At 69.5% G+C, this 18,205-nt stretch carries 15 protein-coding genes; 8 read left to right on the forward strand and 7 right to left on the reverse strand.

All coding sequences use genetic code 11. The features are described 5' to 3' along the window. Positions 1 to 86: 86 nt before the first annotated feature. The 4 genes from DK389_RS10275 to DK389_RS10290 form a co-directional block, all read right to left on the reverse strand. Positions 87 to 3,557, reverse strand: a complete 3,471-nt coding sequence (locus DK389_RS10275; RefSeq protein WP_109889346.1) for an SbcC/MukB-like Walker B domain-containing protein — start codon at positions 3,555 to 3,557, stop codon at positions 87 to 89. A gap of 142 nt (positions 3,558 to 3,699) precedes the next feature. Next, positions 3,700 to 4,326 carry a DUF4194 domain-containing protein gene (locus DK389_RS10280; RefSeq protein WP_109889348.1) on the reverse strand — a complete coding sequence of 209 codons (627 nt, stop codon included), beginning with the start codon at positions 4,324 to 4,326 and terminating at the stop codon, positions 3,700 to 3,702. Then, complete coding sequence (locus DK389_RS10285) at positions 4,319 to 5,713, reverse strand: Wadjet anti-phage system protein JetA family protein (RefSeq protein WP_109889350.1); 1,395 nt, start codon at positions 5,711 to 5,713, stop codon at positions 4,319 to 4,321. Before DK389_RS10285 ends, DK389_RS10280 begins: the two co-directional genes overlap by 8 nt. A 35-nt stretch (positions 5,714 to 5,748) precedes the next feature. Continuing rightward, positions 5,749 to 6,171 (reverse strand): FKBP-type peptidyl-prolyl cis-trans isomerase, encoded by a 423-nt coding sequence (locus DK389_RS10290; protein WP_109889352.1) that lies wholly within the window; start codon positions 6,169 to 6,171, stop codon positions 5,749 to 5,751. 155 nt (positions 6,172 to 6,326) lie between these two features. On the opposite strand from DK389_RS10290, the gene DK389_RS10295 reads away from it, so the two are divergent. Then, entirely contained in the window at positions 6,327 to 6,629 is a 303-nt protein-coding gene (locus DK389_RS10295) for a hypothetical protein (protein ID WP_109889354.1), read from the forward strand. Positions 6,630 to 6,633: 4 nt separating this feature from the next. Here DK389_RS10295 and DK389_RS10300 read toward each other — a convergent pair whose 3' ends face one another. The 3 genes from DK389_RS10300 to DK389_RS10310 form a co-directional block, all read right to left on the reverse strand. Further along, entirely contained in the window at positions 6,634 to 8,433 is a 1,800-nt protein-coding gene (locus DK389_RS10300) for a hypothetical protein (protein ID WP_109889356.1), read from the reverse strand. A gap of 26 nt (positions 8,434 to 8,459) precedes the next feature. After that, entirely contained in the window at positions 8,460 to 8,726 is a 267-nt protein-coding gene (locus tag DK389_RS10305) for a hypothetical protein (protein ID WP_109889358.1), read from the reverse strand. Between the two features lie 140 nt (positions 8,727 to 8,866). Beyond that, the gene (locus DK389_RS10310; RefSeq protein WP_109889360.1) at positions 8,867 to 9,067 is read right to left on the reverse strand and encodes a hypothetical protein; all 201 of its coding nucleotides are present in this window, start codon (positions 9,065 to 9,067) and stop codon (positions 8,867 to 8,869) included. Positions 9,068 to 9,250: 183 nt separating this feature from the next. On the opposite strand from DK389_RS10310, the gene oxlT reads away from it, so the two are divergent. The 7 genes from oxlT (at position 9,251) to DK389_RS10345 (ending at position 17,871) form a co-directional block, all read left to right on the forward strand. Continuing rightward, positions 9,251 to 10,555 (forward strand): oxalate/formate MFS antiporter, encoded by a 1,305-nt coding sequence (gene oxlT, locus DK389_RS10315; protein WP_194075181.1) that lies wholly within the window; start codon positions 9,251 to 9,253, stop codon positions 10,553 to 10,555. Positions 10,556 to 11,260: 705 nt separating this feature from the next. Further along, a complete protein-coding gene (gene frc / locus DK389_RS10320; protein ID WP_109889362.1) occupies positions 11,261 to 12,538 on the forward strand; it encodes a formyl-CoA transferase in 1,278 nt (425 codons plus the stop codon). Positions 12,539 to 12,679: 141 nt separating this feature from the next. Then, positions 12,680 to 13,612 carry a methionyl-tRNA formyltransferase gene (locus tag DK389_RS10325; RefSeq protein ID WP_109889364.1) on the forward strand — a complete coding sequence of 311 codons (933 nt, stop codon included), beginning with the start codon at positions 12,680 to 12,682 and terminating at the stop codon, positions 13,610 to 13,612. 300 nt (positions 13,613 to 13,912) lie between these two features. Continuing rightward, entirely contained in the window at positions 13,913 to 15,109 is a 1,197-nt protein-coding gene (sucC, locus tag DK389_RS10330; RefSeq protein ID WP_109889366.1) for an ADP-forming succinate--CoA ligase subunit beta, read from the forward strand. Between the two features lies 1 nt (position 15,110). Next, positions 15,111 to 15,995 carry a succinate--CoA ligase subunit alpha gene (sucD, locus tag DK389_RS10335; protein ID WP_109889368.1) on the forward strand — a complete coding sequence of 295 codons (885 nt, stop codon included), beginning with the start codon at positions 15,111 to 15,113 and terminating at the stop codon, positions 15,993 to 15,995. 486 nt (positions 15,996 to 16,481) lie between these two features. Beyond that, complete coding sequence (locus DK389_RS10340; protein ID WP_109889370.1) at positions 16,482 to 17,174, forward strand: GntR family transcriptional regulator; 693 nt, start codon at positions 16,482 to 16,484, stop codon at positions 17,172 to 17,174. 376 nt (positions 17,175 to 17,550) lie between these two features. Then, entirely contained in the window at positions 17,551 to 17,871 is a 321-nt protein-coding gene (locus DK389_RS10345; protein WP_109889372.1) for a hypothetical protein, read from the forward strand. Positions 17,872 to 18,205 lie beyond the last annotated feature (334 nt).

Raw genomic sequence — 18,205 nt, forward strand, 5'->3', positions numbered from 1 at the left:
CGATCCCCCTGGGGGCTCCGATCGCGCCCGGGCATCAACGGCGCTCCCGGGACAGCGTTGGCTGAACGGGAATCTCGCTCGCCGCCTCACTCCGCCGCGTCGCGCTCTCGCGAGCCCGCGTCGAATCCTTCGATGCCCCGGCGCTCCGGATTGATCGCCGCCAGCGCGCGCTTGGCCGCCTCCAGCGGGTGCTCGGACTCGATCCGGACCGAGCGCAGGTCCGGGCTCTTGTAGACGGTGACGATGGTGTCCATCACCTCGGTCAGCGTCGTGCGCTTGTCCTCGGGGGCGGCGATCAGGAGTTGCAGACCCCAGGCGCGATAGAGATCGACGAGCCCCTGCGAATTGCGCACGTCGAGCTTTGAGAAGGCCTCGTCGAGGAGGCAGAGGCCGAGGCCCGGATTCTCGTCGCCCGGCCGGTCGCCGGGATAGTAGGCGCTGGCGAGCGAGGCGGCGATCGCCACGTAGAACGGCGCCTGCGCCTCGCCGCCGGAGCCCCGCAGCGCCCGGCTCGACATGGTGGTGCGATTGCCCGCCCGGTCGCGCATGCCGATCTCGTAGACGAAGTAATTGCGGTAATCGGCAAGCCGCGCGGCATCCTCCGAGCCCGCGATCAGCTCGGAGATCTCCTCGAGGGCTGCCGCCATCGGGCCCTCGCCGGAGGCCGGCAGCAGGGCCTGCGCCGCGTCCGGCGAGCGGGCGACCTCGGTGGCCAGCGCGTGAACGGCGGCGTAGCGGCGGTCGACGGTGGCCTCGAAGGCGTAGGTCTGGCCCGTGAAGGTCTGCGAGGACAGGCGCTCGTTCAGGGCGTCGAGGCGGGAATGGACCCGCTCGAACTTGTCGGCGAGCCGCGTCAGCAGATCCTCGGTCATCAAGCGGCGCATCTCGCCCTCGGCCCGCTCGGCCTGGGCGCGGTAGCGGCGCAGTTCGTGCCCCGCGACGTCGTCGTGCTCGCGCCGGGCCCAGTCGTAGCCGAAGGTCGCCGGAGCCTCGCCGCGCCCCGCGAGATCGCTGCGTCCGAGCGGGTTCTCGATGCGCCACTGCGCGCAATACTCGGCGAGGTCGCGCTCCGCCGCCCGCCCGTACGAGCGGGCGGATTCCGCGGCCTCCTTGGCCAGCGCCCGCTCGGCGTTGGCCAGCGTCGTCACGGCCTTCGGGTCCAGCCCGCGCAATTCGCCCCGCACGCCCGCCACCTCGGCCGGATCGAGGGATTGCGAGCGGGCCAGCCGAATGCGCTGCGCGTCCCCGCCGCGCAGGCGGTGCATCGCGCCGCGGCGGGCGGCGAGCGCGGCGCGGGCCGCCTCGCGGGATGAGGCGAGGCGAGCCTTGAGCTGCGCTTCCTCGCTCAGGAGGGCATCGAGCTTCGGCTCCAGCACCTCGGCGAGTTCCCGCAGGTAGGCGGTGCGCTCGGCGGTGAGGTCCTTGATCTCGGCGGCGAGCCCGTCGGTGTCGCGCTTCTCGATCGCCTCGCGCTCGGTGGACAGCGTGCGGCGGCGGCCCTCCAGGCCGTCCGCCTCCTCGCGCAGGGCATCGACGTCGAGGCCGCCGCGGGCGATCCGTGCCCGGATCGCGGCCGCCGTGCGGGCGGCCTCGCGCAGCACCACGGCCTCCTGGCGCAGGCGCCGCGCCTCCGTGACCGCGGCCTCGTGCCGACGCCGGCTCTCCGGCGTCGGCCCGCGCTCGCCGCGCGTCATCAGGAGATCGACCGAGCGGGTCACCGAGTAGGCCATGCCGGCGGTGGTGCGCCCGCTCGGGGCCACCGCCCGGCTCATGTGACGCAGGTCGGCGTCGCTCGCGGCGAGATCGTAGCCGCCGAGCCGCACGGCGAGGAAGGCTTCGGCGTGCGGATCCGAGGTTTCGATCACCGAGAGCGCGCCTTCGTCGAAGCGCCGAGCCCGCTGGCGGGCGGTGTCCGTCGTCTTCACGAGGATGCAGCGGTGATAGAGGTTGCGCTTGCCCTGCAGCACGCCGAGGGCGTCCTCCAGGCGCTCGGGCGCGACGACCAGAGCCTCGCGGGCACGGCCGAGGAGCGCTTCGAGCGCCGGCCCCCAGACCGGATCGACGATCTCGGCGAGTTCGCAGACCGGCACCGCGTCGATGCCGAGGCGGGCGAGTTCGGCCCGGAACGAAACCGTGTCGGAGGAGAGCCGCGCGACCTGCGCGCCGCTCACGAGGGGCGGCGCCGTCCGCTCGGCCTCCGCTTCCTGCGACCGCGCCTGGAGCGCCGCGTCCTCCGCTGCCCGGTCGAGGGCCTCGTCGAACGGGTCGAGGCGGGCGAGCCCGTCGAGAAGGCCCGCCAGCGGACCGTCCGAGCGCAGCATCTCGTCGAGAGGCGCCTCCTTGCGCAATCCGGAGCGGGCGCAGGTCTCGGCGAGGCGCGCGGCCTGGGGTGCGATCGGCCGGAGGGCGCCCGCGACCGGCATCAGTTTGCCCATCTGCTGGACGAGGCCGACGAGATCGGCGACGCGGGTGGCGAGGTCCCGCCGGTCCCGCTCCAGCATGGCGAGCCCGGCATTGGCGGCGGCGAGGTGACCCTGCGCACCGCTGCCCGCGATCATTGCCTTGCGCTCGGCGATCTCGCCGTCGATCTCGCGCACGAACCCGTGGCTGGAGCGCACGCTCTCTCGCGCGATGCGCAGGGCGTCGGCTCCGTCCCGCAGCCGCAGGCGGATCGCGACGAGGTCGAGGCTGCGCCGCCGCAGGTCGGCGACGCTCGCCCGCGCCTCGTGGGTCGCGGCGGCGAGCACCGCGTCGCCCCAGGCTTCGTAGCGGGCCACCAGCCGGGCGAGACGCTGGAGCTTCGCCTCCAATTCGCGGATCGTGTCGAGGAGCCGGCGCCAGTTCTCGACGGATTGCCGGATGCGGCCGACGTCGAGGGGTTCGGGGTCGAGCACGAAGGAGCGCACGAAGCCGCTCGAATCGAAGATCGGCTTGAAGGCAACGGCGTTCGAGAAGGTGCGCAGGAAGTGGCGCGGGTCGGGCACCGGCGCGCCCTCGCGCAACGTCGCGAGGAGTTCCGAGGTGAAGCGCTCCCCCGAGGTGCGGAATTCTTCGAAGCGCTCGGCGCGGGCCCTGAGATCCGCGGCGATTTCGCCCCAGGGCGCGGTGAAGCTCCCCTCGGGCGTCGTGCGGGCATAATCCTCGATCTCGAAGCGGTGACCGACGCAGACGAAGCGGGAGAGCACCTCCTCCTTCTGCTCCTCGGCCCGCGCCGCGAGCGCGAGGCCGACAGAGACGATGCGCCCCGTTACCTCGTTCTCGAACGTCAGGCAGAGGACCGTCTCGCAGGCCTCGCGGGTCGGGCGACCGCCCTCGGCGGGGTCGCTGATCCAGCCGAGGCAGTAGTCGCGCACGGTGCGGGCGCTGCGCCCGGAGGCGGAGGCGTTGAGCGCGAGCCGGCTCGCGTTGTTGCCGGCGAGCACCGTGCCCACCGCGTCGAAGATCGTCGACTTGCCCGCCCCGGTCGGTCCGACGAGCGCCGATGCGCCCCGGATCCGGATCTGCTCGCGCCGGATGAGGTACCAGTTGGAGAGGGCGATGTCGGTGAGCAGGTACAAACCGGGTCGTCTGCCTGGGCCGGCGCGAGGTCGAGGGGTGCCCAGTTGGCCGGAACTTCCCGGCGAGACAAGGGCAGCGGGGACACGGGTGGGGACGAACGGGACAGGACGGGAGGATCCTGCGGGCCGGGCACCGGCGTCCTCACCCCTCTCCCGCCTCGGCCCAGGTCCGAATGGCGTCGAGCCACGCATCCGGCGCGATCACGCCGATGCCCGGCAACACGGCGAGCGGGGTGATGCGCTCCGTACGGTCGCGCTCACCGAGCCGCACCGCGCCGCGGCGGGAGAACAGGCGCAGGATCTCGATGAGGCGCGCCTCCTCGGGCGGGTCGATGCGGGCGGCGGTCCGCAGCGTGTCGGCGATGTCGTCGGTGGTGCACTCGACGAGCCCGTCGGTCGTGACGCGGTGGTCGCGCAGGCCCTCCTCGTAGGCCATGCGCAGGGCGAGAAGCACCAGGGTCTCGTCCTTGCGCAGGCGCTCGGAGACGATGTCGTGGCGCACGCCCTCGGGCGGCAGGCGAAGCGAGACCATCTGGTCCCGGTGCGCCACCTCGAAACCGTAGCCGAGGCAGGCGAAATAGTCTTTGAAGAAGGGCGCGTAGTGCCGGGCGAGCTCGTAGGTGCGGCCGATCCCGGGCGAATTCGCGTAGATCACCTGCGTCTTGAGGAGAACCTGCAGGGCGCGGGTCAGCTCGTCCTCGTTGGGGGCGCGGGCGCCGGGCGGCGGCGGCTCGTCGCCGTCGACGATGCTGCGGAAGGCCTCAAGCACGGGGAGCGCCCTCCGCCATGCCCCGCCGCGCCACCACGAAATCCGGGCAGTCGAGCCAGCCGTTCGAGACGCGGCCCTCGGCCCGCGAGAGGGCGTAGCGCTCGCCCAGCGTGCCGTCGAACAGCACGTCGATCTCGCGCAGGCGCTGGAAGATGACGAACTCGTCGACGTCGTCGACCGCGATCTGCGAACCTCGGATCGCAGGCTTCCTGCCGAGCTTGACCTCGAGGAAGGTCGCGATCGTTTCCGGCGTCACGGTGGTGCGGCGGCGAAACTCCGCCTTGGCGATCACGAACGCCTCGACGGCGGGATCGAGATGGATCTCGGGCAGGGGCTCGGCCTCGATCGGGGCGCGCCGGCTCCGCGGGGTGAAGAGATGCGCCTCGCCGATGGGCGGGCGCAGGAGCGACACCTCGGCCGGCAGATCCGGCGGAAGGGCCGCGGCGCCGACCGCGCGAAGCGCCGCGGCGGTGCGCTCGATGGCGAGCGAGTCCGGTCGGTCGAGGTAGCGCACGGCGGCCGCGATCCGGCGCTCGAGCCGGGCCACCACGCCGTCGACCGCCTCGAGATGCCGGTCGAGCCCTTCGAAGACCGCGAGGATCTCGGCGAGGTCCGCCCGGATCCGCCGCTCGCCGGAGGGCACGTCCGGCGCGCGGGCCTCCCGAACCAGCGCCTCGGCGAGCCCGCGCACGAGGAGCGGGTCGCGCAGGGCGCGTCCCGCCTCGCGGACGATGGCCGAGCGGAACCGGAACGGGTTGAAGCGCGTGTGCAGCGTCCGATAGTCGCTGATCAGGTGGCGCTCGACGAAATCCTCGAAGTACAGGCGGAAGGCGGCGCGCTGGTCTTCCTCGCGCAGGATCCGCTCCTCGATCTTGCGCATGGAGCCGGCGAGGCTCCGCACGTGGCCGAGGAAGGTGCGGGCGGCCTTCGCCGCGTTGCTCAGCGCCTCGGAGCGGTCGGCGGGGTTGGCCACCGCGCTCTCCAGGCTCCCCAGCACGTCGAGGACGGCGCCGCCGTAGGAGCGGGTCTCGCCGCGGTCGAGGCGGGACAGCTCCTCGAGCAGCAGGCGCGCCTCGGGGTCGAAATCGACCACCGGCACGTAGCGCTCGCGCCGTTCCACCAGCCAGCCGGTGTCGATGAAGCGGCGGTAGATGATGGAGCGGCGCTCGGCAGGGTCGGCGAGCGGCGTCTCGTCGTCGGCGATCTCGGCCGGCGACCAGCCGGCGGCGAAATCGCCGATGGCGGCGAGGATCTCTCCCTTGCGGATCGGTTCGACCGAATCCGCCATCACCCGCCGGTGCAGGTGCAGGAGGAGGGCCGCGTTGAAGGCCCGGCTCGGCGAGGCGAGCGGGCGGAAGAGGTCGTCGGCGAGGTGCGTGAACAGCATCGGGGCGCCCCCGCCGGGACCGAAGCGCGGCGCTTCTACTTCGCGCCGAGGAGTTCGACGTCGAAGATCAGCGTGGCGTAGGGCGGGATGACACCGCCGGCGCCCCGGCCACCGTAGCCGAGATCGGCCGGGATCACGAGGGTGCGGCGGCCGCCGGTCTTCATCGAGGCGACGCCGAGGTCCCAGCCCTGGATCACCTGACCCGCGCCGAGGGTGAATGTGAAGGGCTGGTTGCGGTCGCGCGAGGAGTCGAACTTCTTGCCCTTGCGCCCGCTCTCGTCGAGCCAGCCCGTGTATTGCACGGTGACCTGCTGGCCGGCCTTCGGCTCGGGGCCGGTGCCCACGACCTCATCCTTGTACTTGAGACCCTGGGGCGTGGTGACGTACTCGGCGGCGTTGGCGGCAGTGGTCATGGCGATCAGCGCGGCTCCGGCAAGGTTGAGGATCGAGCGGGGCATGGTTCCTCCGTCAGGCACCGCGCGGGGACGCGCGGCCTCCGCGGCGGGTGTTTAAGAGGTCGGGGAGCCGGAGGCTAGAGCAGAGCCTCCCGCGGCGCGGAGCCGAGCGGCCCCGGCGCGCGTTCTCCTGCCTTCGAACCTGCCCGAGGAGCATCATGGCCGTCACCGCCGAGGATTGGGACGCGCGCGTCACGCGCCTGTCGGAGAAGCTGCCCGACCGCCTCAAGGGTTGGATCGACTGGCTACGCGAGCCCTCCCGCCTCTGGCTCCGGGTCGGCGCCGCGATCATCCTGATCCTCGGGGGCATCTTCTCGATCCTGCCGGTCCTCGGGCTCTGGATGCTGCCCCTCGGGCTCGCGCTCCTCGCCCAGGACGTGCCGGGCCTCAAGGTACCGCTGGAGAAGGCGGCGCGGGGCATCGAGCGGCTCTGGCATCGGATCCGCGGGCGCCGGGACTGATCGGTCAGGCGCCGGCCCAGGCGCCGAGGGTCTGTGTCTCCTCGGGGCGCAGCGTCTCGGCCTCGCCGGTCGCCGCGTCCCCGATCCGGTCGCCGCCCAGCGCCGCGAAGGCCGCGCGGATCTCGTCGTCCTCCCGAACGCGCGCGAAGATCCCGCCATCGAGGCAGGTGAGCTTGCCCGCGTCGAGGCGGGCGTAGACCCGCCCCGTGGCGTGCTCCGCGAAGCGGATCGTCCGCATCTTGCGGGCGCAGAGCTTGAGGAAGTCGGTGTTGCGCTCGGGCGCCATCTGACCCGCGTCCGGGTAGACCTCGTCCGGGCCGCCGGCATCGACGTTGATCTTCCGGAAGCGATCGACGTCGAGGATGAACTTCAGGTCGAGGATCGTCATCTCCCCGTTCCAGCCGAAGGCGACGGTGCGCGGGCGCTGCCCCTCGGGCACGGAATTGTCCAGGAACTCGTAATGGACCCGCTTGTCCGCCTTGAGCGCCCAGGTGAAGAACAGGCGCGGCATCCCCGTATAGGCCTCGACATTGTGGGCCAGGAGATCGTCCACCGCCTTGTAGCGGCCGAACTGCTCGCCCCGCTTCCAGGCTCGCTCCACCGTGGCGTCCGGGGGCGTGATCATGAACAGCATGAAGACGAGGTCGCCGAAGCGGGTGAGGAGCTGGCTGCCGTCCTCGTGGCCGGAGACCGCATTGAAGCTGTCGAAGCGGAAGCGATCGATGAGGAGATGGGACATCCGCCGCTCCTCGGCCTTGCGGGCCATGTAGCGGTCGAGCTTCTTGTCGACGATCTCGACCTCGTGCCCGGTGAGCGTCCCGGCATAGCGCCGGGCGGGCCCGAGGGACTCGTAGTCGAGGAGATATTTCCGCCAGATGTCGGGTGTGATGAGGGCGAAGTCGGCCCATTGCACCCCGATCCGCCCGGCGAGCGCCCGCTGGAAGGGGCGCATCGTGCTCTTGCCCGAGGCGGAGGCGCCCTTCACGTTCATCACCACCGGCCGCTCCTGCGCGCTGAGGCTGTGATAGCCCTCGCGCGCCACCGCCTCGTCGAACCAGGGCTCGATCAGGCGACCGATCCGGCGGCTGCCCTCGTCGTTCGAGACGAGGGTGCGGGCGAGCGAGACGAGAAGCGCCCGGTCGCCGATGAGCTTGCCGCGGTGGCGCACGATGGCCGAGACGACGCGGGTGAGGGCGGCACAGGCGGCCGCCTCCAAGGTGTCCGGTTCGGCCCGCGCCGCCCAGGCCGCGAGGTGACGCTGCGCCCGCTCCTCGGTGGATTCCGCGGCCGGTGCGGGGGCGGCCTTCGGAGCCTGGGCCAGCCCGAGCCACGACCGCCAGGAGCGCCCGGTCTCCGGCTCCGGCGGCGCCACTGGCGGCGCGAAGATCTCGGAGAGAACGGTCTCCAGCGCGGCCGCCGCCTCGGCGCGCAGGGCCTCCAGGGTGGCGGCGACTTCCGCCGCGCGCGGCTCGACCGAGCCCGACAGGATCCGCGCCACGATCGCACGGAAATTGACGCCGAGATCTCCGTAGGTCTCGCCGACGGGGACCGAGAGATCGGCCATCACGCGGATCAGCACCTCGTGGACGGCGAGACGCTCGGGCCGGAAGGCGACGACCTCCTGCAGGGACAACCCGCTGAAGGCGCTGATCTCAAGGGCATCCTCCAGGCGCGTCTCGACATTCGCGGGCCGGTAGATCGTGGCGAGCGGCAGGAACGCGCGGGGCAGCGCCGATTCGATCCCCGGCGACCAGGGTCCGGTCTCCTCTGCCTCGAGCGGGGCGCCGAGCGAGGTCGAGGCCATGCCGGCCTCCTCGTCCTGAGGGCGGCTCAAGCCGCCGCGGGGGTGGTCCGGAACAGGCTGGTGCAGCCCGAGCCGCGGTGCATGCTGAGAATCGAGGCCCGATCGATGTCGGGGTTCGACGCGAGGACGTGGCGCACGCAGTCGAGAACCCGGTCGTACTTCTCGGCGTCGTAGTTCTGCTCCAGCGGGCTCACGGCGATGTAGGTCTCGACCACCAGCACGCGCTCCGCGCGCTCCTTGGTCACTTCGACCGCGATCCAGGCGGATTTGATCAGACGGCTATTCGAGAGCATGGACGAACCTCCGGATCCGGGCCGCATTCCTTCGGCCTTGCCCGGAGGATGGACCGGTCGCCCCCGGCTGCCAAGGGGATCCCGCGATCGTCACGCTCCAACTCCCGGTCGTTCAACGAAAAACCGGCCCTGATGCCCCTTCAGTAGCCGAAGCCCTGGGTGGCCTGGACGAAGTCCGACGAGAGGGAGCCGACGTCGCCGAACAGCAGGATGAGCGAGACGAGGAGGCCGAAGACGGCGACGTAGACGACGGCGATCTCGTCGCGCCGGCGCGTCTCCTGGGCGAGCGCTAAGCCCGCGAAGGGCACGCTCTGGAGCACGAGCGCTGCTGGGATGTTCATGCCGGACCTCTCGACGCGTGGCCGCACGGGGGCGGAACGGGAGGCGCCTCATCTCACGAAAATTTTTTCGTCTGGAGATGGATTAAAGTCGACCCAGCCCTGCAATATGGCATATTGCATACCAGATCGCGCTGCATCAGCCTCGGGCAACGGCCTCCTCAGGCAGCCGAGAAAGGACCAGGGATGGAACGCCAAGACCTTCTGGAACCTCAGGATTCACCCAGCACCAAGTGGTGGCAGCTCGCCTTCGGCATCCTCTGCATGGCGATGATTGCGAACCTTCAGTACGGCTGGACCCTCTTCGTCGACCCGATCGATGCGACCCATCATTGGGGTCGCGCGGCGATCCAGCTCGCCTTCACCTTCTTCGTGGCGACCGAGACTTGGCTGGTTCCGATCGAGGCATGGTTCGTGGACCGCTACGGTCCGCGGATCGTCGTCGCCTTCGGCGGCGTGATGATCGCGCTCGCCTGGGTGCTCGACGCCTATGCGACCACGCTGCCCGTGCTCTATCTCGCAGCCGTGGTCGGCGGCATCGGTGCGGGCTCCGTCTACGGCACCTGCGTCGGCAACGCGCTGAAATGGTTTCCCCATCGTCGCGGCCTCGCGGCGGGCGCCACCGCGGCGGGATTCGGGGCGGGTGCGGCCCTGACCGTCGTGCCGATCGCCAAGATGATCGCCACCAGCGGCTACCAGAGCGCCTTCCTCACCTTCGGCCTGATCCAGGGCGGCGTCGTGCTCGTGCTCTCGTTCTTCCTGCGCAAGCCCAGCGTCGCGGTGGCTGCGCCGCGCAAGAGCCTGCGCCTGCCGCAATCTCAGGTCGACCGGACACCGCGCGAGGCGGTGCGCACTCCCGTTTTCTGGATCATGTACGCCATGTTCGTGATGGTGGCCTCCGGCGGCCTGATGGCGGCGGCGCAGATCGCGCCCATCGCCCACGACTTCAAGGTCGCGGACGTGCCGGTCAACCTGTTCGGCCTGCAGATGGCGGCGCTTACCTTCGCGATTTCGCTGGACCGCGTCTTCGACGGGTTCGGGCGGCCCTTCTTCGGCTACGTGTCGGACAATATCGGCCGCGAGAACACGATGTTCATCGCCTTCAGCATCGCGGCGATCGCCGTCGTGCTGCTCCTGACGAGCGGGCGCAACCCGATGGTGTTCATCCTGGCGACGGCGATGTATTTCGGCGTGTTCGGCGAGATCTACTCGCTGTTCCCGGCGACCTGCGGCGACACCTTCGGCTCGAAATTCGCCGCCACCAACGCCGGCATGCTCTACACGGCCAAGGGCACGGCGGCCTTCCTCGTCCCCTTCGCGAGCCTCGTCTCGGCGGCCTACGGCTGGACGGCCGTCTTCGCGATCGTAATCGGCCTGAACGTCGCGGCGGCGCTGCTCGCCCTGTTCGTCCTGAAGCCGATGCGCCTGCGCTACCTCGCGAACGGGCCGCCTGAGGCGACCCTCGCGGCAGCTTCGGCTCGCACGGCCTGAACCCACCAGCAGGCTCTGATCGGAAGCGGCGGCGCCCCTCGGGCGCCGCCGCTTCCTTTTGCGCGGTCCGTACGAGGCGCGCCGACACGATCCGATCTGGAGCCGAGGACCCACCGTTTGACACTTGGTATTTGGTATGCCAGATTTCCCGCTTGTTGACGGGCGGCCGAAAAGGCCGTCACCGTTCGGGCTCGATCGGCCGGTCTGAACCGGCGGCGGTCCCGACCCACGCCAGCCTGCGAGCGACGCCAGATCGGCCGCAGCGGTGGCGATCTTCGTCGCACACGCGCGAACGCGCAGCGTGTGAGTCGATCCGACCCGCCGGAATCCGCCACGCCATGGCGGCCCGGCGCAGGCAGCACCGGAGGAGACGCAATGGACCGAGCCATCCGGGTTCAGGCCGCCCGATCGGGTAGCGCCGGCCCTGCAGCCGACAGCCCATCGCCCCGCGAAGCGCGTCCGACCGCGCGAAGAATCGCCCGTGCGCGGCCGCAGCCGATGGCGGCCCGAGCGCGTCTGGCAAGGCGGTTCAGACCATGTATAAGTGATAAGGTATACAGCCGACCCGATTTGTAGGGCCTTGCCCGGACCACCCGGTTCGGCGACGGCCCCGCACACGAGAGACGCGCCGTGCGACGCCTGCGGACCCGAGCGGACCGGGCGGTGCCGGATCACCGTTCAACCATTCAGGACTGCGAGTATCCCATGAGCAAGGCTCTCGAAGGCGTGAAGATCCTCGATTTCACGCACGTGCAATCCGGCCCCACCTGCACGCAGCTCCTGGCATGGTTCGGCGCTGACGTGATCAAGGTCGAGCGGCCCGGCGCCGGCGACGCGACCCGCCAGCAACTCCAGGATATCCCGGACGTGGACAGCCTCTATTTCACTATGCTGAACCACAACAAGCGGTCGATCACCCTGGATTCGAAGAACCCCAAGGGCAAGGAGGTGCTCTGGCGCCTCGTGAAGGAGTGCGACGTCCTCGTCGAGAACTTCGCCCCCGGCGCGCTCGCCCGCATGGGCCTGACCTGGGAGAAGATCCAGGAGGTGAATCCGCGCATGATCCTCGCCTCGGTGAAGGGGTTCGGCCCCGGGCGCTACGAGGATTGCAAGGTCTACGAGAACGTCGCCCAGTGCGCCGGCGGCTCGGCCTCGACCACCGGCTTCCGCGACGGGCTGCCGATGGTGACGGGTGCGCAGATCGGCGATTCGGGCACCGGCCTGCACCTCGCGCTCGGCATCGTCACCGCCCTCTACCACCGGACGCATTCGGGCGTCGGCCAGCGGGTCGACTGCGCCATGCAGGACGGCGTGCTCAACCTTTGCCGCGTGAAGTTGCGCGACCAGCAGCGTCTCGGCCACGGCCCCCTGAAGGAGTACAGCCAGTTCGGCGAGGGCGTCCCGTTCGGTGACGCGGTGCCGCGCGCGGGCAACGATTCCGGCGGTGGCCAGCCCGGCCGTATCCTGAAGTGCAAGGGCCACGAGAACGACCCGAACGCCTACCTGTACTTCATCACCCAGGCGGCGGTCTGGGAGCCGATCTGCGACATCATCGGCGAGCCCAGCTGGAAGACGGATCCGGCCTACGCCACGCCGAAGGCCCGCCTGCCGCACCTCAACGAGATCTTCACGCGCATCGAAGCCTGGACGATGACGAAGACCAAGTTCGAGGCGATGGACATCCTCAACAAGTTCGACATCCCCTGCGGGCCCATCCTGTCGATGAAGGAGATCGCCGAGGACGAGGCGCTCCGCAAGACGGGCACCATCGTCGAGGTCGATCACCCGACCCGCGGCAAGTACCTGACCGTCGGCAACCCCATCAAGCTGTCGGCAAGCCCCGCCGACGTTACCCGCGCGCCGCTGCTCGGCGAGCACACGGACGAGATCCTGCGCGACGTCCTGAAGTACACGGACGAGGAGATCGTGGAGATCGGCGGCTCCGGAGCCATCGGCGCGGTGCAGAAGATCGCCGCCGAGTGACGAACGGCTCCGCCTGTCCGTCTTAAATTCGGGACGGACGGGCGGTGGGGTGGTGCGGACTGCGCCGTCAGGCGTTATCCGGCACCATCCCTTCCCCCGCGTGTCCGCGGGAGGGGCATCGCGTTCAAGCCCGGAGACCCCATGCGTATCGCTTTCATCGGTCAGCAGGATTTCGGAAAGGCCGTGCTCGAGGCCTTCCTGGCGCGGGGCGATGAGGTGGTGGGCGTGTTCTGCGCGCCCGAGAAGGAGGGGGCGAGGCCGGACGTGCTGAGGACGGCGGCGGTCGAGAAGGGCCTCCAGGTCTTCCAGTTCCCGAGCCTGAAGAGCGCGGAGGCCGAGGAGGCGATGCGGGGGCTCGAGGCCGATATCGGCATCATGGCCTACGTACTGCAATTCGCGCCGCAGAGCTTCGTGAACATCCCGACGCACGGCACCATCCAGTACCATCCCTCCCTGCTGCCGCGGTACCGCGGCCCCTCCTCGATCAACTGGCCGATCGCCAAGGGAGACACGGAGACGGGACTGTCGATCTTCCGGCCGACCGACGGGCTCGACGAGGGTCCGGTGATCCTCCAGAAGACCTGCGCGATCGGGCCCGACGACACGATCGGCGAGGTGTATTTCAACCACCTGTTCCCGCTGGGCGTGGCCGCGATGCTGGAGGCGGCTGACCTCGTGGTGGCGGGCCGCCACACCGAGACCGTCCAGGACGAGGCGCAGGCGAGCTACGAGGGTTGGTTCCGCGCCCGCGAGGCCCAGGTCAACTGGGCGAACCACATCGACCAGATCTACAACATCATCCGAGCCGCGAATCCGGCGCCCGGTGCATGGACGACGCTCAACGGCCAGACGCTCCAGATCTTCGACGCGCGCAAGCACCCGGTGCGCACGATCGGCGCCGTGAAGGGCAAGATCGGCGCGGTCACCCAGATCGGGGCGGAATCCTTCCGCGTCACCGCGCAGGGTGGCCAGATCGAGATCTTCAAGGTGAAGGTGGAGGGCGGCAAGAAGGTTTCGGCCGGTGAATTCGCGGCCAGCGGCGCCCTGAGCGTCGGGACGATCCTGGGCGCTTGACCCGAGCCTTAGCCGAGCCTGCCCAAAGCGCATCCCTCCGTCCGCCCGGAGTAGGTTCGGCGACCTTGACAATACTGGAATCTGGCATACCAGTTTCAAATCTCTGACGATGTCAGGTATGAACACCTGACGCGCGGTTCGCCCGCGGCCGCAAGGGCGCGTGGAAAAGGGTTCGGCGCCAGGACTCGCTCCTTGAGGGAGGGCACCAGATCTGAAACAGCCGTCATCAGAACGGCAGGTATCACAGGCAGAACCCCGGATGTCCTCGTGGGACGCGGCAGGGGTGCGGGAGAGGAAGCGATGAACATACACGAGTATCAGGCGAAGGGGGTTTTGCGGGAGTTCGGGGTTCCGGTCTCGCGGGGTGTTGCGATCTTCGACGCATCGGAGGCGGAGGGCGCGGCGCGCGAGCTTGGCGGTCCGGTCTGGGTGGTCAAGAGCCAGATCCACGCGGGCGGGCGCGGCAAGGGCAGCTTCCAGGGCGCGGCGCCGGGCGCCAAGGGCGGCGTGCGCGTCTCCAAGTCGGCCGAGGAGGTCGTCCAGAACGCCCGCGAGATGCTGGGCCAGACCCTGGTCACCGTGCAGACCGGGCCGGCCGGCAAGCAGGTCAACCGCCTCTACATCGAGGAGGGCGCCCAGATCGCGGCCGAGTTCTACCTCTCGATGCTGGTCGACCGGGCCACGGGCGGCGTCGCCTTCGTGGTCTCGACCGAGGGCGGCATGGACATCGAGGCGGTTGCCCACGACAGCCCGGAGAAGATCCACACCATCCCGGTCGATCCGGCCACCGGCATCCAGCCCCATCACGGCCGCGCGGTGGCGCGCGCCCTCGGCCTGTCGGGGGCCCAGGCCAAGCAGGCCGAGGCGCTGAGCGCCAATCTCTACCGGGCGTTTGTCGAGAAGGACATGAGCCTGCTCGAGATCAACCCGCTGGTGCTGACCGCCACGGGCGAGCTCAAGTGCCTGGACGCCAAGATCGCCTTCGACGGCAACGCGCTCTACCGCCATCCCGACATCGTGGGCCTTCGCGACGAGACCGAGGAGGACGCCAAGGAGATCGAGGCCTCCAAGCACGATCTCGCCTACATCGCGCTGGATGGCACGATCGGCTGCATGGTCAACGGGGCGGGGCTGGCCATGGCCACGCTCGACATCATCAAGCTCTACGGCGAGGAGCCGGCCAACTTCCTGGATGTGGGCGGGGGCGCCAGCGAGGAGAAGGTGACGGCGGCCTTCCAGATCATCACGGCCGATCCGAACGTGAAGGGGATTCTGGTCAACATCTTCGGCGGGATCATGAAGTGCGACGTGATCGCGCGCGGGGTGATCGCGGCGGTGAAGACGGTGGGGCTGTCGGTGCCGCTGGTGGTGCGGCTGGAGGGCACGAACGTGGAGGAGGGCAAGGCGATCATCCGGGGCTCGGGGCTCAACGTGATCCCGGCCGACGATCTGGACGATGCCGCGCAGAAGATCGTGGCCGCGGTGAAGGGAGCCTGACATGTCGGTGATGATCGATGCCAACACCCGGGTGATCTGCCAGGGCTTCACGGGCAAGAACGGCACCTTCCACTCGGAGCAGGCGATCGCCTACGGCACCAAGATGGTGGGGGGCACGAGCCCGGGCAAAGGCGGGGCGACGCATCTGGGGCTGCCGGTGTTCGACACGGTGGCGGAGGCGCGGGAAGCCACGGGGGCGGAGGCGAGCGTGGTCTACGTGCCGCCGCCGGGAGCGGCGGACGCGATCCTGGAGGCGGTGGCGGCGGAGGTGCCGTTGATCGTGTGCATCACGGAGGGGATCCCGGTCCTCGACATGGTGCGGGTGAAGCGGGCGCTGGTGGGCTCGAAGTCGCGGCTTGTGGGCCCGAACTGCCCCGGGATCGTGACGGCGGGGGAGAGCAAGATCGGGATCATGCCGGCCAACATCTTCCGTCCGGGCAGCGTGGGGATCGTGTCGCGGTCGGGCACGCTGACCTACGAGGCGGTGTTCCAGACGACGACGGCGGGTCTTGGCCAGACGACGGCGGTTGGGATCGGGGGGGACCCGGTCAAGGGGACGGAGTTCATCGACGTCCTGGAGCTGTTCCTGGCGGATCCGAAGACGGAGTCGATCGTGATGATCGGGGAGATCGGGGGCTCTGCGGAGGAGGAGGCGGCGCAGTTCCTGGCGGACGAGGCGCGGCGGGGCCGCCGGAAGCCGACGGTGGGGTTCATCGCGGGGCGGACGGCGCCGCCGGGGCGGCGGATGGGTCACGCGGGGGCGATCATCTCGGGGGGCAAGGGGGGCGCCGAGGACAAGATCGCGGCGATGGAGGCGGCGGGCATCCGGGTCTCGCCCTCGCCCGCCCGCCTCGGATCAACCCTCGTCGATACCCTCAAGGGATGAGGACCTGTCGGTGGCCGGGACACGTCCCGGCCACCGACACGGAGAACGGGGCGCTCGTCCGGAATGGGAAGCGCGCCCTTCTCTCACGGCCTAGCATCACGCATCGGCCCCAGGATGGTCGGCCTGGTCCCGCCCGTGCCGTGTCCTGATAGAGAAGGACCGACGCTTCGAGACGAAGTCCTCGCGCACAATATTCAGCTATTCGCGGAGACCACGTCCGGCCGGCTCATACACCACGGCCGGATCCGCGCGGCACACGCATGAATTGACAACAGATATCTGGTATACCAGAGTCCAAGAAGGTCGCGCACATGCGCGGCTGCCCGCCCATGTGCGTCCGCTCGAGAGCCACTCGGCTCGGCTCGACCGGAACACGAGGACAGCGAGGTCAGAACACTAGGCGGTGTTCAGGCTTTGCAGTAGGTCTCGGCGCGCGTGGATTTCGCCGGTACCCGGCGTGGAGCCGAGAAACGTTTGGGTGTGGTCATGGTGAAAAGCGATCAGTTCAACATCACGCCGATCGTCGCGAGCTCCAGCCTGCGCACGCTGGCCTACGAGGCGCTCAAGGCCGCCATCACCAACATGGACATCTACGGCCGCGCCGAGGAAGTCCGGCTCGACGAGCGCAAGCTCTCCCAGGATCTCGGTGTCAGCCGCACGCCGGTGCGCGAGGCCCTGACCGTTCTGGAGCAGGAGGGCTTCGTGCGCTCCGAGGCGCGCCGCGGCGTCTTCGTCATCAAGAAGACGAAGAAGGAGATCGTCGGCATGATCCACGCCTGGGCGGCGCTGGAGAGCATGGCCGCGCGTCTCGCCTGCGAGCGGGCCACCGACGCCCAGCTCAAATCCCTGCGCGAGATGTTCCCCGAGTTCTACGAGGGCAAGCCCTCCGAGCACCTCGACGAGTACTCGGATGCCAACATCCGCTTCCATCAGAAGATCATCTCGCTCGGCCAGTGCGAGGTGATCGAGGATCTGTCGAGCAACCTCCTGATGCATGTACGCGGCATCCGCAACACGGCGCTGCGGCAGGGCGAGCGCGCCGAGAAGTCGATCAAGGAGCACGTGCAGATCATCAAGGCGCTCGAAGCCCGCCAGTCCGAGCTCGCCGAGAACCTTGTCCGGGAGCATGGGCTAGGCCTCGCCTCCCACGTCAACACCTACGGCGATTATCTCGAGTAGGCCGCCGGCAGGACGGAGACGCCGACGCATGCGAGATCGTCCATCGAGAGCCCGCCGGCCATTGGCGGGCTTTTCTCGTCCGGGACGCTCTCCTGGCCCACGCCATCCGTGCAGCGACACCCGCGAGCACGGTCCTGCGCAATCCTGCGCCTGAGGGCTGGTATCTGGTATACAATAATGCTAGATATCCCGCGTCCTTCCTGAGACATGGGACTACCTTCAAACGCGCTCTCGGCAGGGAGCGCGTTTTTCTTATGCGCGGCCTTGGGCGGCGACCGAACCGGCGAGCCTCTGCCGACGCGACGGAAACGCAGAGCCTCCCACGACGTTGAGCGCTGCGGGCGCGTGCCCGGCCACGAAGGAGGGGCAGCCCATCATGAGCGCACAATCCAGCCTGTCGACCGGGGCCCTGGCCGATGCCGTCGCCGCCGCCTATGCCGATTGCACGCGCCCCCCGCTCACGCCCGAACTCGTCGACCAGGTCCGCGCGGCGATCCTCTCCGAAGGTCTCGAAGGCGCGAATCCCGCGGACCCCGCCAACATCGACGCCATCAACCGGGTGCTCGACGCGTTCGAGCTCTCGCTCGAGGCCGTCGCAGGTCCACGCCTCGTCGGGATCGATGCGGCGACCGGGATCGTCAGGATGTCGAATCGCTCGGAGGCGGGACGGCCCCTGCGCTCCTTCGGCGGCCAGTAGTCGCGCTTGAGGTCGCTCGGTGACGGCGCGTCACGGTATGCGTACCGGAGCGGGCAGGCATGCCTTTTCCGCGGGTCCGTGACCGCGTGGGCTGCCGTGGAAGCGCGGCGCAGCGGCTACGATGATCAGCCAACCTTATGGAATTAAAGTTCCGAGCCGTCGGAATCTCAGTTTCGAGCTGTTCAAAAGGCGGATTTTCGCGATCCCCTCCGCCTTCGATCGCCGTTTCGGCAACATTTTGCCGAGAGCACTGCGATGCAAAAGGAAATATTTCATCCTGGAAGGATTGGTCGGCGAGGGCCGGATTCGCCCGATGGATAGCCGCCTTGCTCGA

Origin of the sequence: Methylobacterium durans, from assembly GCF_003173715.1 — a bacterium.
GTDB lineage: Bacteria > Pseudomonadota > Alphaproteobacteria > Rhizobiales > Beijerinckiaceae > Methylobacterium > Methylobacterium durans.